This window comes from Arthrobacter humicola (assembly GCF_022803015.1).
Lineage (GTDB): Bacteria > Actinomycetota > Actinomycetes > Actinomycetales > Micrococcaceae > Arthrobacter > Arthrobacter humicola_A.
The window spans coordinates 321,158-344,690 of record NZ_JAFKON010000005.1 but is presented as its reverse complement, the minus strand read 5'-3'; the positions used below and the strand labels follow the sequence as shown (position 1 = coordinate 344,690).

Below are 23,533 nucleotides of genomic sequence, written 5' to 3'. Positions count from 1 at the left end.
AAATTCTGAACTTAGCTGTCTACCTAATCTCATCGATATTGATTGCGATGGAGTATGTCCAGCATGTCTAGAATTATCTTTTGTTTTTTTTTTTTTTCTAATGGTCTCGTGGGCTCGGAGATGTGTATAAGAGACAGGTCGCCGACAGATCGGCCGCTTCTGCCGTTTCTGCCGCTTCCGCCGCGGCAATGCTGGCGGGCGCCTGGCCTGCTGGAGGCCAGGGTTCGCCACCTTCGACGCGCGGCAGGCCCCGCCGAATGGACCGAGACAGAGTTGCCATCGCTACTTCTTCCGGGCCTCAAGTGCGCTAATGAGCTGGGGTACAACCTTGAAGACGTCGCCGACCACACCGTAGTCCGCGACCTCGAAGATCGGCGCGTCCCCGTCCTTGTTGATGGCGACGATCATCTTTGCGGTCTGCATGCCGGCCCGGTGCTGGATCGCGCCGGAAATGCCCAGCGCGACATACAGCTGTGGTGACACGGAAACCCCGGTCTGGCCGACCTGATGCGACGTCGGGACGTAGCCGGCATCCACCGCGGCGCGCGACGCACCAACGGCGGCACCGAGGGTATCGGCGAGCTGTCCAACGAGTGCGAACTGTTCTTCCGAGCCGAGGCCGCGGCCACCGGCGACAACCTTCGCGGCACCACGCAGCTCCGGCCGCGAGGTGGCGGCAGTTGCCTCCTCGAAGGAGTCGATCCGCGCGGCCGGTTTCTCGGAGCCCGTCACGGCCAAGGTCTCCGTCGCTTGCGGCCGGGCCGCCGCGCGCGCCTCGATGGAGCCCTGGCGGACCGTAATCACCGGCGCCCCAAACGTGGACGTCGACGTCACGTTGTAGGCGCCGCCGTAGATGGAGTGGTGTGCCACGACGCCCTCGTCATCACGGGACACACCGACCGCATCGGCGGAAATCGCCGCACGCGAACGGGCAGCGTAACGGCCGGCGAGGTCGCGACCGTTCAGGGAATGCGAAATCAGGATCGCGTCCGGCTGCACCTGCTCCGCGGCAGCGGCAAGCGCGTCAACGCCCGGCACCCCAAGCACGGAAGGATCCGGAGTCTCCGCGATGAGTGCGCGCGCGGCACCAAGGGCCGCGGCCTCCGCGGCGGCGGCGCTCCCGGCGCCGGGTGAGGTAAGTACCAATGCAACCGGGGTGCCAACGGCAGCGGCCGCACCGAAGAGCCCGGCCGCAGCCTTCTCGAGTTCACCGGATGCCCGGGCTTCCACGACAACGAGGATTGCGTCACGAGGGAATTCAGTCATGTCGTTGATCCTTAGGCCAGTCGGTTTTCGATCAGGAACTCAGCGAGCTTCTCGCCGGCATCACCCTCGTCGATGATCTTCACGCCTGCCGCGCGCGGGGGCCTCTCCGCAACGGTCAGCATGATCGAACGCGCCGCCTCCGGATTGTCGGCCGTGACCCCGAGGTCCGCCAGGGTCAGGACCTCAAGGGGCTTCTTCTTCGCGGCCATAATGCCTTTGAAGTTCGGGAAGCGCGCCTCGGGAAGTGCCTCGGTAATGGAGATCACCGCGGGCAGGTTCGCTGAGACCTTCTGCACGCCGGAGTCAACGGCCCTGGAGCCAGACACCGCACCGTCGCCGATTTCGACGGAGCTGAGGCCGGTGGCATGCGGCACGTCAAGCAATTCTGCAAGCATCGCGGGAATCATGCCGCCGGATCCGTCAGTGGAGACGTTGCCGGTGATCACCAGGTCAAACCCCATGCGACGGATCGCTGCGGCGAGGGTTTCAGCGGTAAGTCCAAGATCCGCACCCCGGAGCGCCTCATCAGCGACGTGGGTGGCGCTTCCCGCGCCCATCGCAAGCCCCTTGCGGATGGTTGCCGTCGCACTCTCCGGGGCGAGGGAAAGGATTGCGACCTCAGTGCCCTCGTTCGAGTCTGCGTACGTCAGGGCCAACTCCAGGGCCCGCTCACCGATCTCATCAATGACTGCCTCACTTGCTCCTCGATCGGCGAGGCCGGTTTCAAGGTTCAGTTTTCGGTCCCCGTACGTGTCGGGGACCTCCTTTACTAGGACGATAATCTTCATCGATGGCTCTTCCTGTGGCGGCTTGTCCCTGGAGCGGAGACATTGTCGAACCCATCGAGTCTACGAAACCGGGGCCCCTTCCGGCTGACAGAGCCCGTGTCGTGACGTGAAGTCCTCGCCATGGGACCGGGATCAAGGTAAAGGCGGACGTCCCGTTGACAAGTGCAAAACGTTTTGTGTAACGTGTCTCACACCAGATACAAAACGTTTTGCAAAAGGAAGTCAATGACGACAAGAGTGGGAATACGCGACGTAGCCAAGGCTGCCGGGGTCTCCGTCACCACGGTGTCGCATGCCCTCAACGACGCCACGAGCTTCCGGGTGAAGGCAGCGACGCAGCAACTCGTCCGGGACGTGGCCAGGGATCTTGGGTATGCCCCGAACAAGATGGCCAGCGGCCTGCGCAACCAGCGCTCCCAGATCCTTGGCCTGGTCAGTGACGAAATCACCACCACCCCCTTTGCAGGGGCCATGATCCGCGGGGCGCAGGACGCAGCCTATGACCGCGGCTACGTGGTGATGGTGGTCAACTCGGGCCTGGACAGCGAGCTGGAAACCCGTGAAATCAACATGCTGCGGCAGCATCAGGTGGACGGGGTGGTCTATGCCAGGATGTACCACCAGAGCGTGCAGGTCCCCGCAGAACTGGAGGGCCTTCCCACCGTGCTGCTGGATTCCGTCACTCGCGACAGTTCCATCTCCTCGGTTACCCCCGACGAGGTGGGCGCCGCCGAGACGGCCGTTGAAGCAATCATCCAAGCGGGCCACACCCGGATCGGGATGCTCAACAACATCGACGACATCCCAGCCACGCACGGCCGCAGGGAAGGTTTCCTCAATGCTCTCCGGCGGCACGGCCTGCAGCACGACCCCCGCCAGCTCGTGATCGGCCAACCCGAAACCGCGGGAGGCCGCGAGGCCGCCCTGGGCCTGCTCGGTCAGCCCGACCGCCCCACAGCCCTGTTCTGCTTCAGTGACAGGGTTGCCATGGGCGCCTACCAGGCGGCCACCGCATTGGGGCTGCGCATTCCGGAAGACGTGTCCATTGTGGGGATCGACAATCTCGAAATCATCGCGGACGCCCTGTGGCCGGGGCTCACCACCGTCGCCCTTCCCCACTACGAAATGGGCAGTTGGGCGGTCCACCGGCTCCTGGACGACATCGAAAATCCCGGCGCACCCGCAGTCCAGACGCAACTGGACTGCCCCCTGATTGAGCGGGGGTCGCTCGGCCCGCCGCCAAGTTAGCCGATTGCCGGCACCAAGCCGGCATCACCACACTGTTCCACCGTTCCACTGCTCCGCCGCCCGGGGGACCGCAATAAGAAGGGACGCAGCCGTTGCACCGGCCGCGTCCCGAAGGACCCGGGGCAATCTCCCACGCCCAAATTCAGCAGAAAGATTGACCATCATGAACAAGCGATTCACCCGGATCCTCGCCACCAGTGTAGCTGCGGTGGCACTTGTCGGCTCCCTGGGCGCCTGCGGCAAGGGCAGCGCCTCTGCCCCGTCCGCCGGCTCCAATGAGATCACCATGTGGACCCACAACGCGGGCAACGCCGAAGAACTCAAGGCGGTTGAAAACATCGTCGATTCCTACAACAAGAGCGCCGGCGCCAAGGCCAAGATCAAGGTCCAGGCGTTCCCGCAGGACTCCTACAACGACTCCGTGGTCTCGGCCGCGGCCGCCGGGAAGCTCCCCTGCATTGTTGACATCGATGGCCCCAATGTTCCCAACTGGGCCTGGGCGAAGTACCTGACACCCCTGAAACTCGACGCGGATGTTTCCAAGAACCTGCCGAGCACTGTGGCCAAATGGGAGGGCGAGACCTACGCCGTTGGCACCTATGACGTCGCACTGGCGATGCTCGCCCGCGCCTCCGACCTCAAGGCAGCCGGTGTCCGCGTCGCCACGGTCGAGAAGCCGTGGACCAAGGACGAGTTCCAGGACGCGCTGACCAAGCTCAAGGCCCTGGGCAAGTGGGAATACCCGCTGGACATGGGTACCGCCGGAACCGGCGAATGGCTGCCCTACGCCTACTCCCCGTTCCTGCAGTCCTTCGGTGGGGACCTGATCAACCGCGACGGATTCCAGTCGGCAGACGGCGTCCTCAATGGCGACAAGGCCGTCGAATGGGCCCAGTGGTTCCGCGGCCTTGCCGACCAGGGCTTCATGGCGAAGAAGAGCGGCAAGGACTCCACCCAGGACTTCCTCAACAACAAGAGCGGCCTTCTCTACACCGGCTCCTGGGCCGCGGACAAGGCACGCGCAGCGGTAGGTAAGGACCTCGTGGTCATGCCGTCCGTGGACCTCGGGAACGGCCCCAAGATCGGCGGCGCCTCCTGGCAGTGGGGCGTGACCAGCGGCTGCACCAACTCCGCGGCAGCCATGGACTACCTGTCCTACTCGCTGAAGCCGGAAAACCTGGCCGCGGTGGCGAAGGCAACGGGCACCATCCCGGCCACCGACGAGGCCGCTGCCCTGATCCCCGCGTTCGCCAAAGGCGGCACAAACCGGATCTTCATGGAACTTTCCCGCAACTACGCGGTGATGCGCCCCGAAACCCCGGCTTATCCCTTCATCGCCACCGAATACGGCAAGGCTGTCCAGGACATCCTGGCCGGCGCCGACCCCAAGACGGCGCTGGACAAGTCGGTCAAGGCCATCGACGCCAACATCAAGTCCAACGGCGGCTACAAGAACTAGCCGGCTGCCAAACGGTACTTTCGACGGCGGTGCGCAACCGCCGTCGAAAGTACCTCAGGCCCTGACTGTCGACGGAGAAAACCATGACAACCACCCAACTCCCCTCCCCCGGCCGCCGTCTGGCGGACCCGGCCCCGGCCGCACCGCCCAGCAAACCGCGCCGCCGGCCGCGCCACATTCGCGAACAGATCAGCGGGTGGGGCATGATCGCCCCGGCCGCGGTCCTCCTGCTCGCCTTCGTCTTCCTCCCGGCGATCCTGGGCTTCGGCCTGGCATTCACGAACGCCAGGCTTGTTTCCCCGCGGCCCGTCGAGTTTGTCGGCGCGGACAACTTCGCGCGGCTCTTCGCGGATCCCGTGTTCTGGCGCTCACTGCTGAACGTCAGCTACTTCGCCGTCGTGGTGGTGCCCGTTCAGTCCGGACTCGCCCTGGCGATGGCCCTCCTGATCAACAAGAAGTTCCGCGGCGTGAACTTCTTCCGCACCATCTACTTCCTTCCCGTGGTGACGTCCATGGTGGTGGTGTCCCTGCTGTGGATGTTCATGTACCGCAAGGACGGCCTGATCAATGAGTTGCTGTCGGCGGCCAGTTTCGGCCTCATCAACGGCCCGGACTGGCTCAACGATCCCGCCACCGCCATGCCGGCCATCATCGCCCTGTCCATCTGGCAGGCCGCAGGATTCCACATGATCATCTGGCTCGCAGGCCTGCAAAGCATCTCCGGGGAACTGTACGAGGCCGCCCAACTCGACGGGGCCAGCCGCTGGCACCAGTTCCGCTACGTGACCTGGCCCGGCCTCACCCACACCCGCACCCTGGTCCTGGTGACCATCACGATCCAGGCGCTCGGGCTCTTCGACCAGGTCAGCGTCATGACCCAGGGCGGGCCCCTCGATTCCACCACCACCATCATCTACGAGGCGGTGCGCTCCGGCTTCAAGCAGCAGGAGACCTCCTACGCCTCGGCCATCTCGCTCGTGTTCTTCGTGCTCGTCCTGCTGATCTCCGCAGTGCAGCGCTACCTGACCCGAGAGAAGGACTGACGTGAAACAGACACTCATTTCCAAGGGTCTCGGCAATGCCGCGACCACGGCGGTCCGCCTCCTGTTCGCCGCCGTCGCCGCCTTCCCCATCGTGTTCATGATGGTGTCCTCGCTCAAGCCGGACCAGCAGATCTTCGGCGACATGTCCTCGGTGGCGGCGTTCCTGCCGGTCGGCAACATTTCGCTGGACAACTACGCGGCCGTGTTCGACCGGGTCCCGGCCGCCCGCTTCCTGATGAACTCCATAGGCATTTCCGCGGTCACGGTGGTGCTCGGCATCTTCATCAACAGCCTCTGCGCGTTTGCCCTGTCCCGCATGGAGGTCCGCGGCAAGCGCGTGGTGTTCACCGCGATCCTCGCCACCCTCATCGTGCCCTTCCAGACGCTGGCGCTGCCGCTGGTGTGGTGGGTCAACCAGCTGCCGTACTTTGAGCTCAACGGGTTCAGCCTCGAGATCTCGAAGGGCTGGCTGGACACCTACCAGGTCCAGATCATCCCGTTCATCGCGAACGCGTTCTCCATCTACCTGTTCCACCAGTACTTCGAGTCCATCCCGAAGGAACTGGACGAGGCTGCCCGGATCGACGGCGCGGGCTGGTTCACCATCTACCGCAAGGTGGTGATGCCGCTCGCGGGACCGGCGACCGCCACCGTGGCCATCCTGACCTTCCTGCCCGCCTGGAACTCCTACCTGTGGCCGCTCATGGTGGTCCAGTCCGAGGAACTCCGCCCGGTGATGATCGGCATCCAGTACTTCTTCCAGCTCAACGTCTCCTGGGGCGAGGTGATGGCTTACGCGTCCCTCATCACCATTCCCGTGGTGGTCCTTTTCATCGCGTTCCAGCGATCCTTCATCAACAGCATCGCCTCCAGCGGCGTCAAGGGCTGACCAGCCTCCTCACGCGAAAGCCTGCAAAGAACCCTCATGAAAACACTCACAGAACTCGACTGCCAGTACCGGCCAAAGTGGCACTACTCGGCGGAGCGCAACTGGCTCAACGACCCCAACGGGCTGGTCTACGCCAACGGCACCTACCACCTCTTCTACCAGCACAACCCGCACGGCGAGGAGTGGGGCAACATGTCCTGGGGCCACGCCACCTCCACAGACCTGCAGCACTGGGACGAACAACCCGTGGCCATCGCATGCGATGAGCAGGAGGCCATCTTTTCCGGCTCCGCGGTGGTCGATGTCCACAACACCAGCGGCTTCGGCGTTGGAGGCGTGCCCCCGCTCGTGGCCATCTACACCAGCGCGTACTCGCCCGCCTCACCGCTAGCCGGACGGCAGGCTCAGTCCCTCGCCTTCAGCACGGACGACGGCGCCACCTGGACCAAGTACGCCGGGAACCCGGTACTGGACCGCGCCTCCGCGGACTTCCGCGACCCCAAGGTCTTTTGGCACGACGGCGCCGCCGGCAGCTACTGGGTGATGGTCGCCGTCGAGGCGGTCCACCACGAGGTGGTCCTCTACAAGTCGGCGGACCTGTTGACCTGGGAGTACCTGAGCACCTTCGGCCCGGCGAACGCCACGGAAGGTGTGTGGGAATGCCCGGACCTGTTCGAACTGCCGGTGGACGGCGACGCCACCAACACCCGGTGGGTCCTGGTGGTCAACCTGAGCCCCGGCGGCATCGCCGGCGGCTCGGGCGGCCAGTACTTCATCGGAACCTTCGACGGCGTGACGTTCCGTTCCGAAACCACCGTCACCGACGGCGTGCAGGCCGACGACAGCCGGATGGCCGACTACGGGTGGCTCGACTGGGGCCGGGACTACTACGCGGCCGTGTCGTTCAGCAACGTCCCGGACGGACGGCGGCTCATGATCGGCTGGATGAACAACTGGCAGTACGCCGCCTCAACGCCTTCGGACGGCTGGCGCAGCGCGATGTCCCTGGTCCGCGAGGTCAGGCTGGTGTGCCGCGGCGGGCGCCCGGTGCTGGTGCAGGAGGCGGTGGACCCGTTCCACAGCCACGGTACTGAGTTGTTCGCGCTGGACCGGCAGCCGTTGGCGGACGGGGTGACTTGGCTTCCGGCCGAGGTCTTTGGTGATGTGCTGCGCATCGATGCGGACTTCGAGCCCGGCGCCGCCGGCAGGGTAGGTCTGGTGCTCCGGGCCGGCGGGGACACTGGCAGCGAAACGGGCGGGGAATCCGGCTCCACGTCCGGGCCCGGAGCCGGGGCGCGCACTGTCCTGGCCTACGACTGCCGCACGGCCGAGCTCAGCCTGGACCGGACCGAATCCGGGAATGTGGGGTTCCACGAGTCGTTCCCGTCGGTGGAGCGCGTTGCCGTCTCCTTGGAGGACGGCCGGCTACGGCTCCGGGTCTTCCTGGACCGCTGCTCGGTCGAGGTCTTCGCGCAGGACGGCCTGGCCACCATCACCGATCTGGTCTTTCCCGCGAACTCCGGCACCGCCGTCGGGCTGCTGGCCGAAGGCGAGGGCGGCACCCTGGCGGGCCTCGCCGTCCTCGCCTGAGCGGCTGAAGGGGTCCACGCCAGCAGTGGTGGGGGATCAGATCCGCGTTGAAACGAAGCCGGTCCACCGGACCGCTGCCGGACATCTGCCGTTCACCTGCCCGTATCGGGGATTAATTACCGGGAAGTAACGTTGCGATCTCTTGTTGAGATCCAACCTTTGAGAGGCTCCCGAATGAGCACGACTCACACCCGAGGCATCCTCACGGCCGCCGCAGCAATCGTCCTGGCCGCGTCCGCAATTAGCATCACCGCGGCCGCCCAAGCCGCAGACAACCCCACCGGCGCCGGCAACCACGGTGACAGGAACACGGCCCTGGCCGACGCCTTCAACGGCGTTGACCGGAACACGAACTGGCAGCAGACGTCCAAGCTGAAGCTGAACTTCCCGACCTATCACACGGAGGGAATCGCCTACAGCCAGGACCACATCTTCCTCTCGGCCGTTCAGATCATCGAACCGACCGTGAAGTTCCCGACCCCGCAAAACGGCTTCGACCGCACCCCCGGCAAGGGCGTCGGCCACCTGTTCGTCATGGACAAGGCCGGCGCCCTGCAAAAGGACATCGTCCTGGGAGAAGGCGACATGTACCACCCCGGCGGCATCGACTTCGACGGCACCAACGTCTGGATCCCCGTGGCCCAGTACCGGCCGGACAGCAGCGCCATCATCTACCGGGTCGACGCGGCCACCCTGGACGTGCACAAGCAGTTCGAGGTGAAGGACCACTTCGGCGGGATCGTGATGGACAAGCAGACCGGCCACCTGGTCGGCAACACCTGGGGCTCGCGCCGCTTCGCCGAATGGGATCTGCAGGGCAAGCAGCTCTCGACCTGGCAGAACCCGAACTACTTCATCGACTACCAGGACTGCCAGTACGTGCCCAACTCCCGGATGCTCTGCAGCGGGATCACCAACCTCCCGCAGACCCCGGCGGCCGGCGGCACCGGCGCCATCCACGAACTCGGCGGCATGGCGATGATCGACCTCAAATCCCACAGCGTAATCCGCGATGTCCCCTTCCAGCAGTGGTCCACCGCAGGCCATGTGGCCACGCGCAACCCGTTCAAAATGACGGCCGACGGCGGGCACCTCACCATGAAGGTGGCCCCCGACAACGGCGAGGAAGGCAACGGCACCGAAATCCTCACCTACGAGGCCACGGTCACGCCGGCCAAGTAACGCAGGCCGGCCACCAAAGCAGCATACGAATGCCTGCCATCAGCCGCCGGCATCCCTGAACACCAACGATTGGCTCCCCCATGCCTCATCCAGCACAACGATTCACCCGGAAGCGGGTCGCCGCCACGGGCGCGGCAGCCCTGGCCGCCTCGGCACTGACAGCCGGAATTTTCGGTATCGGCGCAGGTCCCGCCTCCGCCAGCGAAAACCACATCGGTACCGCGACGCCAATCAAGCACGTGGTGGTGATCTTCCAGGAGAACGTCTCCTTCGACCACTACTTCGCCACCTACCCCAAGGCTGCCAATCTCCCGGGTGAAACCCAGCAGGGTACCGGCACCGCGACGGCCGCCTTCACCGCCGCGAAAAACACCCCCAAGGACATCAACACTCTGGCCACCGCCGGCCTCCTGGCACCGAACAACCCCAACTCGGCGCAGCCTGCCCGGCTCTCACCGGCGCAGGCCGTCACCTGCGACCAGGACCACGGATACACCGCTGAGCAGAAGGCATACAACGGCGGGGCGATGGACAAGTTCGTCGAGTTCACCAGCCGCGACGCGTGCGGCACCAACCAGTACGGCCGCGCCGGCCTCACCATGGACTACTACGACGGCAACACCGTCACCGGCATCTGGAACTACGCCCAGAACTACTCCATGAGCGACAACCACTTCAGCACTGTCTTCGGACCCTCCACACCCGGGGCGCTGAATCTGGTATCCGGCCAGACCCACGGGGCCACCGAGTACACCGCCGCAGGACAACCTGTGGCCACCCCGGCGGCCGGCAGCAGTGCTGTCAGCCTGCCGGATGCGAACGGCGTCGGCACCGTCATCAACGACCCGGACCCGGTCCACGACGACTGCTCGAACAGCAGCCACGCCAAAACCGAAAACCTGGCCGGCATGAGCGGCAGGAACATCGGCGACCTGCTCAACGCCAAGGGCACGTCCTGGGGCTGGTTCCAGGGCGGTTTCACGCCGACCACCGCCGCGACCGCGGACTCCCCGGCGTCGTGCTTGTCCAGCCACACGAACGCCGCCGGCGCCAGCGTGGTTGACTACTCCCCTCACCACCAGCCGTTCCAGTACTACGCCTCCACCGCCAACCCGCACCACCTGGCACCGGCGTCCGACGCGGAAATCGGCCACAACGGACAGGCGAACCACCAGTACGACCTCACCGCGTTCAACAAGGTGGTCAACACCGACAACATGCCCGCCGTGTCCTTCCTGAAAGCCGGAATGTTCCAGGACGGCCACGCCGCCTACTCTGACCCGATCGACGAGCAGAACTTCATCACCAGCACCGTGAACCAGATCCAGAAATCCCGGAACTGGGACAACACTGCCGTGGTGCTCGCCTACGACGACTCGGACGGCTGGTACGACCACGTCGCCGCCACGGCAAAGAACTCCTCCAACACCGCCGACGACGCCGTCTGGTGCCAGCACGCCGCAGCCAGCGGCGTCCCAATGGCCGGCAGTTACGCTGACCGCTGCGGCCCCGGGCCGCGCCAGCCGCTGGTAGTCATTTCCCCCTACGCGAAGAAGAACCACGTGGACCACACCCAGACCGACCAGGCCTCGATCCTGCGCTTCATCGAGGACAACTGGCACACCGGCCGGATCGGCGACGCCTCCGCCGACGCCACCGCCGGATCGGTGAACGCCATGTTCAACTTCGACAAACAACGCAAAGACCAGGTCCTGCTCAACGAACAGACCGGCGCCGTCGCCTCCACCGAGCACGGCAACAGCAACAGCAACACCGGAAAGTAACCTCCTGCAACAGCCCGGTCGTGGACCGCCGGCAAAACAGCCCCCTTTGGAACGCCACCCGGCAGTTGGCCGGGTGGCGTTCCTGTCCGCGCCGCTTCAACGACTCGTCCCCCCGAAGCATCAACAGATTGTTGACAACAGGATGTTGATGCCAGAAGCTGGTGGAGTCGAGGGGCGCCGAACCAACGGGAAAGAGGGTCTGGAATGAACGAGACCGACGGGACCCGTCCGGGCGGCGACGCTGCGGAGGCTCAGCGCCAAAGCGAGGCCACGCGGATGTTGCTGGACCGGGGCGCCGCCGAACTTCCGCACCGGCCCTGGCTGGGTGAGCGGCAGCCCCCTTCAGCGAGTGACCTCATCCAGCACGTCCTGTGGCGGTCCAACGGGACAGACCGCGGAGAGCCGGTGGATGGTCTGGACGTGCGGGCCGCCCTCACCCTTGTGTCTGCCGCGCGGGCAGAGACGGATGGCCTGGAAACGGCACTCCTGTTCCTGGCGCGGGCCGAGGGGCTGACCTGGCCCCAGATTGCCCAGAGCCTGGGCCTCCGCTCGGCGCAGGCCGCGCAGCAGCGACTGGATCGGCTGTCCGGCAGGCCCGACACGGGCCTGGTGGGCTGACGTGGAATTCACCCCTGAGGCCAGTGCCGGAGCAGAAGGCAGGGATCCCGCTGGCGCGTTTCTCACAGGCATCGGCGCCAGCCCTGGCACCGCCTGCGGGACCACCCGGACCGTTCACAGCGTCGACGAATTCCCCGCACTGACCCCCGGCGACGTCCTGGTCTGCCGCACCACTGACCCCGCCTGGACGCCACTGTTCGGGATCGCCGCCGCCGTCATCACGGAAACGGGCGGGATGCTCTCGCACGCCGCCATTGTGGCCCGCGAACAGGGCATCCCCGCTGTTCTGGGGGTGGCCGGCGCCCTGACCCGCATCACGGACGGAACGACGCTCGTGGTCGACGGAACCCACGGAACCGTCCGCGCGAAACCGGCCGGTCCCGGAGCGGGTCCATGAGCCCGCAGCAGCCATCCATGCTCCTCACCCTCCACGCCCTGAGGCTGCTCGGCTTCGCTGACACTGAGTCGGTTGCCGCCCGGTTTGGCCAGGATCCGCACGACGTCGAACGGCTCCTCATTGACGCCGGGGCGAACGGGTGGGCGTCGCGCTCCTCATTCGGCGGAACCCGGGGCTGGTCCCTGACCGTGGCCGGCAGGACTGAAAACGAACGGCTCCTGGCCGAGGAGCTGGACAGCGTGGGCGGCCAGGCAGCAGTCGCCGCCGTGCACGCGAAGTTTGCACCACTGAACGCAGGAGTCGTGGCCGCCTGCAGCAAACTCCAGCTCCGCTGGCTCGCCGAGGGAAGTCAGCGGCACGATGGGATCGACGAGCCAACACAGCAAACCTTCACCCAGGCGTTGGCGTCCTTCAGCGGTCTGGAAGTCCGCCTGACCGCTGTGTTGCCGCGGTTCAGCGGATACGCGGAACGCCTCGAGCTGGCGGTGGAAAACGCAGCCACGGAGCCGGCGTGGCTCACCGCCACAGACCGCGACTCCTTCCACCGCATCTGGTTCGAATTGCACGAAGATCTCATCGCCACCCTCGGCATCCGGCGATGAAGGCCCCAGCAAGACCCCAAAAGTGACAGCGGAACCGCGGTCATCCGCTGCTGGATGATCCTCGCGCGGCGGCCTGGGTCTGCTTGACGGGTTTCGTCGCGGGCATGCCGATGACGGCGACGACGGTGAGGACGGCGGCGATCATAACGGCCAGGAACACGGCGGATGAGGCCGCCACGATTGTGTGGGGATCCGTGTCGCCGTGCGGGGTGCCGGCGTAGACAGCGTTCGCTATCGCGCCGAAGACGGCGACGCCGATGGAGCTGCCGATCGACCGGGCGAAAAGGTTGGTGCCGGTGACCACGCCGCGCTCGTTCCATTCGACGCTCGTCTGGGCGGCGATCAGGGTCGGTGTCGCGACCAGCCCGAGTCCGAGCCCGACGATGAAGCAGCTGACGGCGACGAGCGCAACGTTGGGGACGGAGGCGGTGACGGCCAGGACTCCCGTGCCGATGACGGTGACCGTGATGCCGATCAGGGCAGTGTTCCGGAACCCGATGCGCAGGTACAGGCGCCCTGACTGGGACGCACTGATCGGCCAGCCGATGGTCAGCGCCGCCAGGGCGAGCCCGGCCACGATCGGGGAGGTCGAGAGGGCTCCTACGAGGAACGTCGGAACGTACGATGTGATGCCCAGCATGACCGCTCCCACGCCGAAAGCGACCAACGCCGTCGTCGCCAGCAGCCGCCGGGACACCACCCACGAAGGCAGGACCGGCTCCGCCGCCCGCCGTTCGACAAGGATAAACGCGACGAACAGGAGGGCACCGCCGGCGAACACTGCGTCGCTGATGCCGGAGTCCCAGGCCCAGGCCTGGCCGCCCTCGAGGGCCCCGAGAATAAGCAGCGTGAGCGAGACAGTGAGCAGCCCCGAGCCCAGATAGTCGACCCGGTGCTTCACGGGCTCGATGTTCTCGTGGAACGACCGGACCAGCATCCATCCGGCCACCAGGCAGAGAGGGATGTTCACGAGGAAAATGCCGCGCCAGATCCCGAGCGAGGCAAACACTCCCCCGAGCGTCGGGCCCACCACTGAGGAGACAGCCCACACGCTCGCCAGGTAGCCCTGCACTTTTGCCCGCTCGGCCAGGGTGTAGATATCGCCGGCGATGGTGATGGCCATCGGCTGGACCGCGCCGGCGCCCAGGCCCTGCACGACGCGGAAGGCGATGAGGGCCGGCATGCTCCAGGCGGCTCCGCACAGGATCGAGCCGAGCAAGAACAGGCCGATTCCGATCAGCATGATCGGCTTGCGGCCGATGGTGTCGGAAAGCTTTGCGTAGACCGGGACGGACACGGCCTGCGCCAGCAGATAGGCGGAGAACAGCCAGGGGAACGACGTGAACCCGCCAATGTCGTGCACGATCGCGGGCACGGCTGTCGCCACCACGGTCGCGTCGATCGCCACCAGGCCGGTGGAGAGCATCAGGGCAATGAGGACGGGTCCGCGTTTGGAGCGGAACCCGACTCCCTCGGCAGGCATGGTGGTCACGTGCATCACTCCCGGTGCGGTCGTCTATTGAGCAGCGTCTATTGGGCCCAGTCGGCGTCGTCGTAGGGGCGTCCGCGGAAGTGGGCGCGGAGGTATTCGCCCACCACGGCCGCGCCCAGGTCCCCGGCCTCGGGCGCCACCACGCGGCCGTCGATGCGGCGGGCCATCCGCTGGACGAAACGTTCCAATGAAGGGTCGTCGCCGAGCCGGAAGAACGTCGCCTGCGTGCCGGCACGGGCCAGGCGGTCCAGTTCGGCGACCGTCACGCGGATGGTCTCCGGGTCCGGCGGCCAGCAGAACCAGGACTCGCCGTCGGCCAGCAGGTGCGCGGTGGGTTCGCCGTCGGTCACCACGAGGAGGACGGGCTGCATCGACGGGTGCTGGCGGAAGAACCGGCCGGCCAGCAGCAGGCCGTGGTGCAGGTTGGTTCCCTGCTCCCGCAGGGCCGGCAGGGCCGTGAGCTCGCCAATGTCCATGGTCTGCGCGTAGCGGCCGAACGTGATCAGCTGCAGCCGGTCGCCGCGGAACCGGGTTGAGACGAGGTGGTGCAGGGCGAGTGCGGTGCGTTTCATAGGCACCCAGCGTCCCTCGGCGGCCATCGAGAAGGACACGTCCGCAAGCAGGACGACGGCGGCCTGTGTCCGCGCCTCCGTCTCCGTGACTTCGATGTCGCCCACGGCGAGCCGCAGTCCGCGGCCCGGGTCACCGCCGTCGGCGATCGTGCGGCGGATCGCGTTGGTGATGGTGCGGGTGACGTCCCACGGCTCGGCGTCGCCGAACTCCCATTGGCGGCTGGAGCCGGTCTGCTCCCCGGCCGCCCCGGCAACCCGCGTGTCCCGGCGGCCCTGCCGGCCGGAGAGCTGCTTGGCGGTGTCCCGCAACAGCGACCTGCCGAGCCGCCGCATGGCCTGCGGGGACAGCCGGAGATCACCGTCGGCGCCGCGCTGGAGGAAGCCGCCATCCTGCATGGCCCGCTCGATCTCCGCGAGGGTGCTGGCCGACACGGCGGCATTCTGTCCGAGCTGGCGGGCGAGGGCGTCCAGGTCCAGGTCATCAAGGCGTGACCCGCTGTAGGCCTGGGAAAGCTGTTCGGCCAGCTCGTCCAGTTCGGCGATGTCCTGGAGCACGCCGGTGCCGTCGCCGAGTCCGAGTCCTTCCTCGCCCTCGAAGCGTTCGGAGCCGGACCAGTCCTCGCCGGGGCGCAAAGCCTGCAGGTTGGAATCGAGTTGGCCCAGCTGTGCCATAAGCTCGGGCGAGCCGAACGCCTGGGCGGAGAGTCGCATCAGCTCCTCGCGCTGCTCGGCGGACATGGATTGCAGGAGCCGCTGCGCGGCGGCCGCGCGCTGGGCGAGCGCGTCCACCAGTTCCTCGACCGACTGCGGGTTCTCCGGGAAGAACTGGCCGTGTTTGGCCATGAATGCCTGGAAGTCCGCGTCGGTGTCCTCGCTGCGGCGGTGTTTGTCGAGGAGCCCGTTGAGGTCCTGCAGCATCTCGGCCACGGCCGCGCGGTCCTCCTCGGTGGCGCCCTCGAGCGCCTCCTTCATACCCGCGAACCGCTGGTCCAGGAGTTCGCGGCCGAGCAGGTCCTTGATCCGCTCGTAGGCCTCCCGCGCGGTGCTGGACTGCCAGTCATAGGAGGCGAGCTCGTTGACCGCCGCCGCCGTGGAGCGCGGCAGGTTCTGCAGTTGCATCTCCCGGAAGGCGCGGTCGGTGTTGTCCATCATGGCGTCGCGGGCTAGTTGTTTGCGCTCCTCCAGCACCGCAGTCTCAAGCAGCTTCTGGACTTCGCTGAGGGTGCCGTCCAGGTTGTGCCGGCCCAGCAGTTCACTGCGCCGCTGCTGGACACGACCGGCGAGGTCGTCGAGGCCTTCCCGGTTCCGGCCGCCGCGGCGCAGGAATTCCCGGAGGGCGTGCCGGGGCGAGTAGCCGGCCATGACGTCCTCGGCGACGGCGTCCAGCGCCTCCGCCAGGTCCACCGGCGGGGCGAGCGGATCCGGTCCTCCCGTGTACCGGCCGTACCTGGACCGGTTGTGAGCGGTCATGAGGCCTCCTTAGCCGTAAAGCTGCCTACCCGTAGATCGTCTCCTCGTCGTCGGACTCCTTGGAGATCCGCCGGGCGAGGTAGAGCCCTTCCAGCGCAAGTTCGACGGCGGCGGCGCGCTGCCCGTCGTTTGTCGCGCCCAGGCGCTCACTGATGTCGTCATAGAGGCTGGATCCGTTGAGGGACGGGAGGTTGTGGAGGAACTCCCGCGCGGTGACCAGTTCCCCGGTGGTAACCGTGGCGTGGCCGTCGAGCGCGGCCACGAGCGGGCCCATGTCCAGGCCGTGGAAGTGGGCCCGGACGGCTTCCGCGGTGGCCATGCGCAGGAGGTGGTCCAGGACGTCCTGTTCCCGCCCTTCCTCACCGGATTCGAACTCGATCTTTCCGGCGAGGACGTCCACGGCGGCGTCCAGGTCGATGATCCGGGCGACGGCCTCGTCCTCGCCGCGCACGCTGGCCCGGCGCAGGGCCGCCGCGGCGACGGTTTCGGCGCCGGCGATGGCGAACCTGGCGGAAACCCCGGAGGTCTGGTTCACCGCCGGCGACTGCCGCAGGGCCCGGGTGTAGCGGGCCAGAATCTCGAGGATGACGGGCGGGACGCCGGCCACCAGCTGCCCCTCCTGCCGGATGACGGCGACCTCGTCGTCGAGCTCGATCGGGTAGTGGGTGCGGATCTCGGCGCCGAACCGGTCCCGCAGGGGCGTGATGATGCGGCCGCGGTTCGTGTAGTCCTCCGGGTTGGCGGACGCGACCACCAGGACGTCCAGCGGCAGCCGCAGTACGTAGCCGCGGATCTGGATGTCGCGTTCCTCCATCACGTTGAGCATCGAGACCTGGATCCGCTCGGCCAGGTCGGGCAGCTCGTTGATGGCGATGATTCCGCGGTTGGAGCGCGGGACCAGGCCGTAGTGGATGGTTTCCGGGTCCCCGAGACGGCGTCCCTCGGCCACCCGCATCGGGTCGACGTCGCCGATCAGGTCCGCGACGGACGTGTCCGGCGTCGCGAGCTTTTCGACGTACCGTTCCGAGCGGTGCCGCCACGCCACCCGAAGCCGGTCCCCCTCGGTGAGGGCCAGGGCGCGGGAGTGCTCCGTGATGGGTTCGTACGGGTGTTCGTTCAGTTCCGAGTCCTCGATCACCGGCGACCACTCGTCCAGCAGCCCGGCCAGGGTGCGCAGGAGCCGCGTCTTGCCCTGTCCGCGTTCGCCGAGCAGGACGACGTCGTGGCCGGCGAGCAGGGCCCGCTCGAGCTGGGGCAGGACGGTCCGGCTGAACCCGAACATCCCGGGCCAGGGATCCCGACCGGCAGCAAGGGCCGCGAGCAGGTTGTCGCGGATTTCGCGGCGCAGGTCTTTGTGGACGTGGCCGGCGGCACGCAGTTCACCAACAGTGAAGATATCGGGGCGATCACTCACTCCTCCACCGTAGACCTCTCCCGTGCGGGGAATCGAGGGATTCTTGCAGATTCCTGCGCGTTGGCGTGAAGTGCGGAATACCGCTCTGCAGCTCCCCCACCCTCGCAAGCTCGGGCGGGGACCCCTTGCCGCTACGCTTAATGCTGATGGCTGCATCAACCGCGCCGGCACCTCCGGCCCCCGCGACCTCACCCGAGCGGCAGGGCACGCTCCTGCTTCTGGTGCGCCACGGGGAAACGCCGACCACGGGCATGGTGCTCCCAGGGCACGCCCCCGGACTGCATCTGTCCGACCGGGGCCGGGCCCAGGCGGAACGGGTCGCAGAACGGCTCGCGGGCTTGTCCGTCGACGCCCTCTATTCCTCCCCGCTGGAGCGCGCCTGCGAAACGGCAGAGCCGACGGCGGCCCGCACGGGACTGGCGGTGGCGCACGACGACGGGCTGCTGGAGTGCGATTTCGGCGAATGGACCGGTGCCGCGATCGCGGACCTGGCGGCCCTGCCCGAGTGGCAGACCGTGCAGCACAGCCCATCCGCCTTCCGTTTCCCGAACGGTGAGAGCTTTCTGGAGATGCAGGCGCGGATCATCGGAGCACTAGAGCCCCTGTGCGCGGCCCACGCCGGGGGTGTCGTGGTCTGCTTCTCCCACGCCGATCCCATCAAGGCCGCCGTCGCCCACGCTCTGGGGACGCCGCTGGACCTTTTCCAAAGGATCGTTATCAGCCCGGGCTCGGTGTCGGCCATCTCGTTTGTGGAGGGGCAGGACCCGGCCGTGTTGATGGTGAATTCGACGTCGGAACCGCTCAGCGGGCTGAGGGCGTCATGAATTGGGGCAGCCGGTGTCCGGCCGGGAGCTGACCCTGCTCGCCGAGGGCCGCGTCGAGTTGCTCGGGCGCATCCCGCGCAGCAGCAACGAGACGTTCCTGGTCCAGGTCTCCTGCGGCGAAGACGAGGGGTACGCGGTCTACAAGCCGGAGGCCGGCGAACGGCCGTTGTCCGATTTCGAGCCCGGACTCTACAAGCGCGAACGCGCCGCCTACCTGCTCAGCGAGTCCCTGTCGTGGGGCCTCGTGCCGCCGACCGTGATCCGCGAGGAAGCCCCGTTGGGGGTCGGGTCGCTGCAGTGGTTCATCGAGTGCGACTTCGGAGAGCACTACTTCACGCTGTTCGAGGACGCCCCAGAGACGCACCGCGACCTGGCCCGCATCGCCCTGTTCGATTACGTCGCCAACAACACGGACCGCAAAAGCGGGCACGTGCTGCGCGGCGACGACGGACGGGTCTGGGGCATCGACCACGGGCTCTGCTTCTCCGCGAGTTTCAAACTCCGCACCGTGATCTGGGACTTCGCCGGCGACCCCATCCCCGATGCCCTGCTCGAGGACATCGCCCCGCTCGCCGAGGCCGCTCCTCCCGAGGTGGCCGAGCTCCTCGACGACGACGAGGTCACCGCCCTGCAGCGCCGCGTCCAGCGCCTGCTGCACGCACGGGTCCTGCCGGTTGACCGCACCGGCATGCGCTACCCGTGGCCGCTGGTTTAGGCACCCGCCCGTCCGGGTGGCTCGGATATGCCGCCGGGAACCGCGGCCTGTCCAACGATCCCGCCATCTGGCGCAACGTCCGGACCGACGGCCGCTGGAATCGGGCCCGTAAAATGGGGCCATGGTGAAATCAGCTCCGCGGTTCGCGGGATGAAGAGCGCTGGCGGCCGACTGCTGGCCGGACTTGAGCTCGACCGCGCAGCGGCTGAGCCTTTGCACCAGCAGCTGTATGCGCAGTTGCGCACCCAGATCCTGACGGGTTCAATGCCGAGCGGAACCCGCTTGCCCTCGACCCGCACGCTCGTCACCGAGCTGGGAGTATCGCGGATTACTGTCGTGTCTGCGTTCGAGCAACTCACTGCTGAGGGCTTCCTGCGCTCACGTGCGGGTGACGGCACGTACGTCGACACCCTGTGGAGCGATGCCGCCCCGCACAGGCCGATGTCCCGGCCGCCGCTGTCCGAACGCGGAGCCGCCACCTCTTCGCGGGGCACCGACCTGTTCAGCGAGGCGCCGCACACGTGGGCGCCGGCAGAGACCGAATCGTTCGTTGCCAGCCAGGTTGCGTCCTCGGCTTTCCCCGCGGCGACCTGGAAGCGCCTGTTGGGGCGCCATGCCGGGCGCACCGATCCGCTTGCGATCGGGTACAGCGATCCCCACGGCTACCGCCCACTGCGGGAAGCGATCGCGGAATACGTCAACGATGTGAGAGCCCTGGGGTGCACGGCGGACCAGGTGGTCGTCACCTCCGGTGCGCAGCAGGCCTTCAACGTGCTGGCGGTTCTCCTGCTCGACGCCGGCGACCCCGTCGTCGTCGAGGACCCGGGGCACATCTCCGGACGGCTCGCCTTCCAGTCCCAGGGCTGTCCTGTCCGAGGCGTCCCCGTCGACGACGAGGGAGCAGTCCTCCCGGACGACGACGCGGCTCCGGCACGCCTGGCCTGCCTGACCCCCGCGCGGCAGCATCCGCTCGGCATTGCGATGAGCCCGGGGCGAAGGGCGGAGTGGATCGCGTGGGCGCAACGAAACGGGAGCTGGATCGTCGAGGACGACTGCGACAGCGAGCTGCGCTACCGCGGGAAATTCCTCCCAACCCTGTTCGGGCTCGATTTGAGCAGGCAGGTGATCACTGTGGGCTCCTTCAGCAAGGTGCTCGCGCCGTCGATCCGCCTCGGATACTGCGTGCTGCCGGAGGACCTGGTGAAGCCGTTCGCATCCGCATCATCGGTCATTGGACGCCCGCCCGCGATGGTGCTCCAGATGGCCCTCACGGACTTCCTGTCGGAAGGGCATCTGCACGCCCACCTTCGCCGCACCCGGCGTCTCTACGCGGCACGGCAGGACGCCCTGCTCGAAGCAATCGATCACCAGTTGAGCCACAGGATTGAAGCCGCCCCGGTCGACGCCGGCCTGCACGTCATGGGTTGGCTCCGTGAACCGGTCGACGATATCGAGGTAGCCAGGGGACTGGCCGCGGGCCGGGTGTACACCTACCCTCTCGGCGAGTACCGGCTCACCCGGCAGCTCCCCCCGGCGCTGCTGATCGGGTTCGCCGGCACCGCGGAGGAGCACATGCCGCAGGCTGTCGGCAGGATGGCCGCCGCGTGGGACCGATGGGAGCGCATCGCCCCAGGTTCCTGAATGGACTTAACGACTGTGGCCTTAATGGATCTTTTTTGCGATCCATTACCGGCGTACAAATGATGAGTGACATTCGCCACCACCCCTGACCCGCCTCCCGAGGAGCCAACGATGCCCCCTGCCGATGCCCAATTTCAGGCGCTCCTAAGATCCCGCCTCAACCAAGAGGAGATCGAGTCCCTGCCCCGCCTGACCGACGAGCTGGCCCGGACCCTGATCGAACGGATCGACCGCGCCCCTCTGTTCGCCCACGCCTACGCCCTCCTTGGCAACCTGACCTACGGCGGGTACGGGCCCGATGATGTGCTCGACTTCGCGCATCGGCACGGCCTGGCCGGCGCCTGCATCCACCTCCTCGACGGCGAGGAGCGGAGCCTGGGCCGGATGAGCGAGAACAGGCTTCGCGAGTTCGCCGACCGCGCGCGCCACCTGGGTCTGGGGATCCACCTCGAAATCAGCACCACCCTGCGCGCGGACGTGGACGAGGTAGTCCGCATCGCGGGGGTCCTCGGCGTCCGGCACATCCGCGTCTACTCGCGCTTCGAGGGCACGCTCTCGCAGGTGATGACACTGATCGAGCAGGACCTGCGCCGGCTCGCCGTGCTCGCAGACGCGCACGATCTGCACTTCTCCTTCGAGCAGCACGAGGAACTGCGCTCCACCGAGATCGCTGAGTTGCTGCGCCGGGTCTCCCATCCGCGCCTGCACGCCATGTTCGATTTCGGGAATATGATCAATGCCTGCGAGCGTCCCATGGATGCCCTCTCCGCGCTCGCGCCGCACATCCTGCAGGTGCACCTGAAAGGGGTCCATGTTCTTCCCGAGGGGGACGGCTACGGTCACCGCGGTGTGCTGCAGGGAAGCCCTGAGGACGACTTGCCCGGTGCGCGGATGCTCTTCGAGCTCCTGATGCTCGGCGAGGACGAGCCCCAGGTCATCGCCCTGGCCCTCGAACAGGAAAATCTTTACTACGCTCCCGCCTTCCGCCGCGCCGGCGAAGGCGCGGACCCTTTCATCCCGTACCGCGATCTGAGCACTACCGGCATCCCGCCCGGATGGACCCGGGATGAACTGCTCGCTGCAGAACCCGGCTGGGCCGACCACCAGGTGGCCCATGTGAAGGAGCTGCTCGCCTCGCTGCGCGACATCGCCGTCGCACAGCTCGACACAACGAACTCCCTGGCAGGTGCACGATGACCACATTGACTCAGACCCCCGGGAAGTCTACGAACCGCGTCGACTGGAGCAAGTGGATCCGCTTCGCTCTGCTCGTCATGGCGGGCGGCACCATCTACAAGCTCGCCAACCTCAAGGACGCGTTCTACGTCCCCATGCAGGAGGCAATGGGCCTCAGCCACACTGAGATCGGCACCCTCCTGAGCGTCAACTCGATGGTCGCGACGGCGCTCTTCATCGTCGGCGGCTACCTCGCCGATCGCTTCTCCACGCGGATCCTCATCCCGCTCGGACTCGTGGGCACGGGAGCGCTGGGCCTGTTCCTCAGCACGTTCCCCGGCTTCAGCACACTCCTGCTCCTGTTCGCGCTGCTCGCCGTGTGCTCGGACTGCCTGGTCTGGCCCGCGTTGCTGAAGAGCATCCGTCAGCTTGGCGGCTCGAAGGAACAGGGGCGGCTCTTCGGCCTCCTCGAGGGCGGTCGCGGTGTCGTCGACACTGCCGTGGCGTTCTCCGCGCTGGGAATTTTCGTCCTGCTCGGTTCGGGTACCGGCGGATTCCGTGCGGCCATTGCCTTCTACGCCATCATTGACGTCGTCGTCGGCGTGCTGTTGTTCCTGCTGCTTCGCAGTCAGCCAAGCAATCAGACAAGCGAGCCGGCGCGCGAGCAGCCCGTGGCGAAGAAGCAGAAGGCCGGCCTCGGCGAAATCTGGCGTGCCGCGAAGCAGCCGCAGCTGTGGTGGGTGAGCTTCACCGTGTTCATGGTGTACGTCGTGTACTGCGGCCTCACCTATTTCATCCCGTATTTGACCTACGTGTACGGGCTGCCTGTCGCGCTGGTCGGCGCCTACGGCATCATCAACCAGTACGGCCTGAAAATCATCGGTGGCCCGATCGGCGGAGTCCTCGCGGACAAGGTGGTCAAGGGTGCGAGCCGGTACATCCGGCTGGCGTTCCTGTGCCTGATCCCGGTGGTGGCGGTGCTGCTGATCCTCCCGGCCGATCCGGGCAGCCAGATCCCGGCGATGATCGTGACCCTGCTGTTCTCGCTTATCGTCTTCACCATGCGGGGTGTGTTCTGGGCGCCGATGGACGAGGTCGGGATTCCGGAGGAGACCAGCGGCACGGCTTTCGGAATCGCATGCCTGGTCGGCTATGCACCAGGGATGTTCGCTTTCATCGTCTACGGGACAATCCTCGACGCAAATCCGGGAGCCGGCGGTTACCACATCGTGTTCCTCGTGCTCGCGGTGCTCGCCCTCGTGGGAGCGGCCGTGTCCAGTGGGCTCGTGCGAGCCGCCCGGGCCCGACGGGCTGCGGCCGAGGTCTGATCGTTTACCGGACGACGGCGGGGACTTCCCGCCGT

At 66.8% G+C, this 23,533-nt stretch carries 20 protein-coding genes; 15 read left to right on the top strand and 5 right to left on the bottom strand.

All coding sequences use genetic code 11. The annotated features are described in order from the left end of the window. Positions 1-282: 282 nt before the first annotated feature. Positions 283-1,266 carry an electron transfer flavoprotein subunit alpha/FixB family protein gene (locus tag ARTB_RS12785; RefSeq protein WP_243180890.1) on the bottom strand — a complete coding sequence of 328 codons (984 nt, stop codon included), beginning with the start codon at positions 1,264-1,266 and terminating at the stop codon, positions 283-285. 11 nt (positions 1,267-1,277) lie between these two features. Continuing rightward, positions 1,278-2,054, bottom strand: coding sequence for an electron transfer flavoprotein subunit beta/FixA family protein (locus tag ARTB_RS12780; protein ID WP_243180888.1), 777 nt, complete (start codon positions 2,052-2,054; stop codon positions 1,278-1,280). A gap of 225 nt (positions 2,055-2,279) precedes the next feature. Between ARTB_RS12780 and ARTB_RS12775 the strand changes: the two genes are divergently transcribed. The 10 genes from ARTB_RS12775 to ARTB_RS12730 all read left to right on the top strand — a co-directional run bounded on the left by ARTB_RS12775 (position 2,280) and on the right by ARTB_RS12730 (position 12,866). Then, complete coding sequence (locus tag ARTB_RS12775; protein WP_243180887.1) at positions 2,280-3,302, top strand: LacI family DNA-binding transcriptional regulator; 1,023 nt, start codon at positions 2,280-2,282, stop codon at positions 3,300-3,302. A gap of 163 nt (positions 3,303-3,465) precedes the next feature. Next, entirely contained in the window at positions 3,466-4,761 is a 1,296-nt protein-coding gene (locus ARTB_RS12770) for a sugar ABC transporter substrate-binding protein (RefSeq protein ID WP_243180885.1), read from the top strand. A gap of 83 nt (positions 4,762-4,844) precedes the next feature. Beyond that, positions 4,845-5,804 (top strand): carbohydrate ABC transporter permease, encoded by a 960-nt coding sequence (locus tag ARTB_RS12765; RefSeq protein WP_243180883.1) that lies wholly within the window; start codon positions 4,845-4,847, stop codon positions 5,802-5,804. Position 5,805: 1 nt separating this feature from the next. Continuing rightward, positions 5,806-6,693 carry a carbohydrate ABC transporter permease gene (locus ARTB_RS12760; protein WP_439954127.1) on the top strand — a complete coding sequence of 296 codons (888 nt, stop codon included), beginning with the start codon at positions 5,806-5,808 and terminating at the stop codon, positions 6,691-6,693. A 36-nt stretch (positions 6,694-6,729) separates the two neighbouring features. Beyond that, positions 6,730-8,283, top strand: coding sequence for a glycoside hydrolase family 32 protein (locus ARTB_RS12755; RefSeq protein ID WP_243180882.1), 1,554 nt, complete (start codon positions 6,730-6,732; stop codon positions 8,281-8,283). Between the two features lie 174 nt (positions 8,284-8,457). Continuing rightward, a complete protein-coding gene (locus ARTB_RS12750) occupies positions 8,458-9,465 on the top strand; it encodes a DUF6454 family protein (protein ID WP_243180881.1) in 1,008 nt (335 codons plus the stop codon). An 80-nt stretch (positions 9,466-9,545) separates the two neighbouring features. Further along, positions 9,546-11,249 carry a phospholipase C gene (locus ARTB_RS12745; RefSeq protein ID WP_243180880.1) on the top strand — a complete coding sequence of 568 codons (1,704 nt, stop codon included), beginning with the start codon at positions 9,546-9,548 and terminating at the stop codon, positions 11,247-11,249. 204 nt (positions 11,250-11,453) lie between these two features. Next, complete coding sequence (locus tag ARTB_RS12740) at positions 11,454-11,867, top strand: hypothetical protein (RefSeq protein WP_243180877.1); 414 nt, start codon at positions 11,454-11,456, stop codon at positions 11,865-11,867. A gap of 1 nt (position 11,868) precedes the next feature. Further along, entirely contained in the window at positions 11,869-12,264 is a 396-nt protein-coding gene (locus ARTB_RS12735) for a PEP-utilizing enzyme (RefSeq protein WP_243180876.1), read from the top strand. Then, the gene (locus ARTB_RS12730) at positions 12,261-12,866 is read left to right on the top strand and encodes a hypothetical protein (protein ID WP_243180874.1); all 606 of its coding nucleotides are present in this window, start codon (positions 12,261-12,263) and stop codon (positions 12,864-12,866) included. The genes ARTB_RS12735 and ARTB_RS12730 overlap by 4 nt, the downstream gene beginning before the upstream one ends. A 40-nt stretch (positions 12,867-12,906) precedes the next feature. On the opposite strand, the gene ARTB_RS12725 is transcribed toward ARTB_RS12730, so the two are convergent. Genes ARTB_RS12725 through ARTB_RS12715 form a run of 3 tightly spaced genes read right to left on the bottom strand, consistent with a single transcriptional unit; the run spans position 12,907 to position 17,814 of the window. Further along, on the bottom strand, positions 12,907-14,364 hold the full coding sequence (locus ARTB_RS12725) for an MFS transporter (protein WP_279294212.1): 1,458 nt from the start codon (positions 14,362-14,364) through the stop codon (positions 12,907-12,909). Positions 14,365-14,396: 32 nt separating this feature from the next. Further along, entirely contained in the window at positions 14,397-16,400 is a 2,004-nt protein-coding gene (locus ARTB_RS12720) for a vWA domain-containing protein (RefSeq protein WP_243180870.1), read from the bottom strand. 25 nt (positions 16,401-16,425) lie between these two features. Next, positions 16,426-17,814, bottom strand: coding sequence for a sigma 54-interacting transcriptional regulator (locus ARTB_RS12715; protein WP_243180868.1), 1,389 nt, complete (start codon positions 17,812-17,814; stop codon positions 16,426-16,428). Between the two features lie 140 nt (positions 17,815-17,954). Here ARTB_RS12715 and ARTB_RS12710 point away from each other — a divergent pair, with 140 nt between their 5' ends. From ARTB_RS12710 to ARTB_RS12690, 5 genes are all read left to right on the top strand, one after another. Continuing rightward, positions 17,955-18,638, top strand: coding sequence for an MSMEG_4193 family putative phosphomutase (locus ARTB_RS12710; protein WP_439954126.1), 684 nt, complete (start codon positions 17,955-17,957; stop codon positions 18,636-18,638). 13 nt (positions 18,639-18,651) lie between these two features. Further along, positions 18,652-19,353 (top strand): SCO1664 family protein, encoded by a 702-nt coding sequence (locus ARTB_RS12705; RefSeq protein ID WP_243180918.1) that lies wholly within the window; start codon positions 18,652-18,654, stop codon positions 19,351-19,353. 150 nt (positions 19,354-19,503) lie between these two features. Beyond that, the gene (gene pdxR, locus ARTB_RS12700; RefSeq protein WP_243180863.1) at positions 19,504-20,994 is read left to right on the top strand and encodes a MocR-like pyridoxine biosynthesis transcription factor PdxR; all 1,491 of its coding nucleotides are present in this window, start codon (positions 19,504-19,506) and stop codon (positions 20,992-20,994) included. Between the two features lie 111 nt (positions 20,995-21,105). Next, entirely contained in the window at positions 21,106-22,191 is a 1,086-nt protein-coding gene (locus ARTB_RS12695; RefSeq protein ID WP_243180861.1) for a sugar phosphate isomerase/epimerase family protein, read from the top strand. Next, positions 22,188-23,498, top strand: coding sequence for an MFS transporter (locus tag ARTB_RS12690; protein ID WP_243180859.1), 1,311 nt, complete (start codon positions 22,188-22,190; stop codon positions 23,496-23,498). The genes ARTB_RS12695 and ARTB_RS12690 overlap by 4 nt, the downstream gene beginning before the upstream one ends. The last annotated feature ends 35 nt before the right edge of the window (positions 23,499-23,533 follow it).

Coding starts and splice junctions, on each gene's coding strand:
- ARTB_RS12785 (WP_243180890.1), bottom strand. CDS start 1,266: ATGACTGAATTCCCTCGTGACGCAATCCTCGTTGTCGTGGAAGCCCGG.
- ARTB_RS12780 (WP_243180888.1), bottom strand. CDS start 2,054: ATGAAGATTATCGTCCTAGTAAAGGAGGTCCCCGACACGTACGGGGAC.
- ARTB_RS12775 (WP_243180887.1), top strand. CDS start 2,280: ATGACGACAAGAGTGGGAATACGCGACGTAGCCAAGGCTGCCGGGGTC.
- ARTB_RS12770 (WP_243180885.1), top strand. CDS start 3,466: ATGAACAAGCGATTCACCCGGATCCTCGCCACCAGTGTAGCTGCGGTG.
- ARTB_RS12765 (WP_243180883.1), top strand. CDS start 4,845: ATGACAACCACCCAACTCCCCTCCCCCGGCCGCCGTCTGGCGGACCCG.
- ARTB_RS12755 (WP_243180882.1), top strand. CDS start 6,730: ATGAAAACACTCACAGAACTCGACTGCCAGTACCGGCCAAAGTGGCAC.
- ARTB_RS12750 (WP_243180881.1), top strand. CDS start 8,458: ATGAGCACGACTCACACCCGAGGCATCCTCACGGCCGCCGCAGCAATC.
- ARTB_RS12745 (WP_243180880.1), top strand. CDS start 9,546: ATGCCTCATCCAGCACAACGATTCACCCGGAAGCGGGTCGCCGCCACG.
- ARTB_RS12740 (WP_243180877.1), top strand. CDS start 11,454: ATGAACGAGACCGACGGGACCCGTCCGGGCGGCGACGCTGCGGAGGCT.
- ARTB_RS12730 (WP_243180874.1), top strand. CDS start 12,261: ATGAGCCCGCAGCAGCCATCCATGCTCCTCACCCTCCACGCCCTGAGG.
- ARTB_RS12725 (WP_279294212.1), bottom strand. CDS start 14,364: ATGCACGTGACCACCATGCCTGCCGAGGGAGTCGGGTTCCGCTCCAAA.
- ARTB_RS12720 (WP_243180870.1), bottom strand. CDS start 16,400: ATGACCGCTCACAACCGGTCCAGGTACGGCCGGTACACGGGAGGACCG.
- ARTB_RS12710 (WP_439954126.1), top strand. CDS start 17,955: ATGCTGATGGCTGCATCAACCGCGCCGGCACCTCCGGCCCCCGCGACC.
- pdxR (WP_243180863.1), top strand. CDS start 19,504: ATGAAGAGCGCTGGCGGCCGACTGCTGGCCGGACTTGAGCTCGACCGC.
- ARTB_RS12695 (WP_243180861.1), top strand. CDS start 21,106: ATGCCCCCTGCCGATGCCCAATTTCAGGCGCTCCTAAGATCCCGCCTC.
- ARTB_RS12690 (WP_243180859.1), top strand. CDS start 22,188: ATGACCACATTGACTCAGACCCCCGGGAAGTCTACGAACCGCGTCGAC.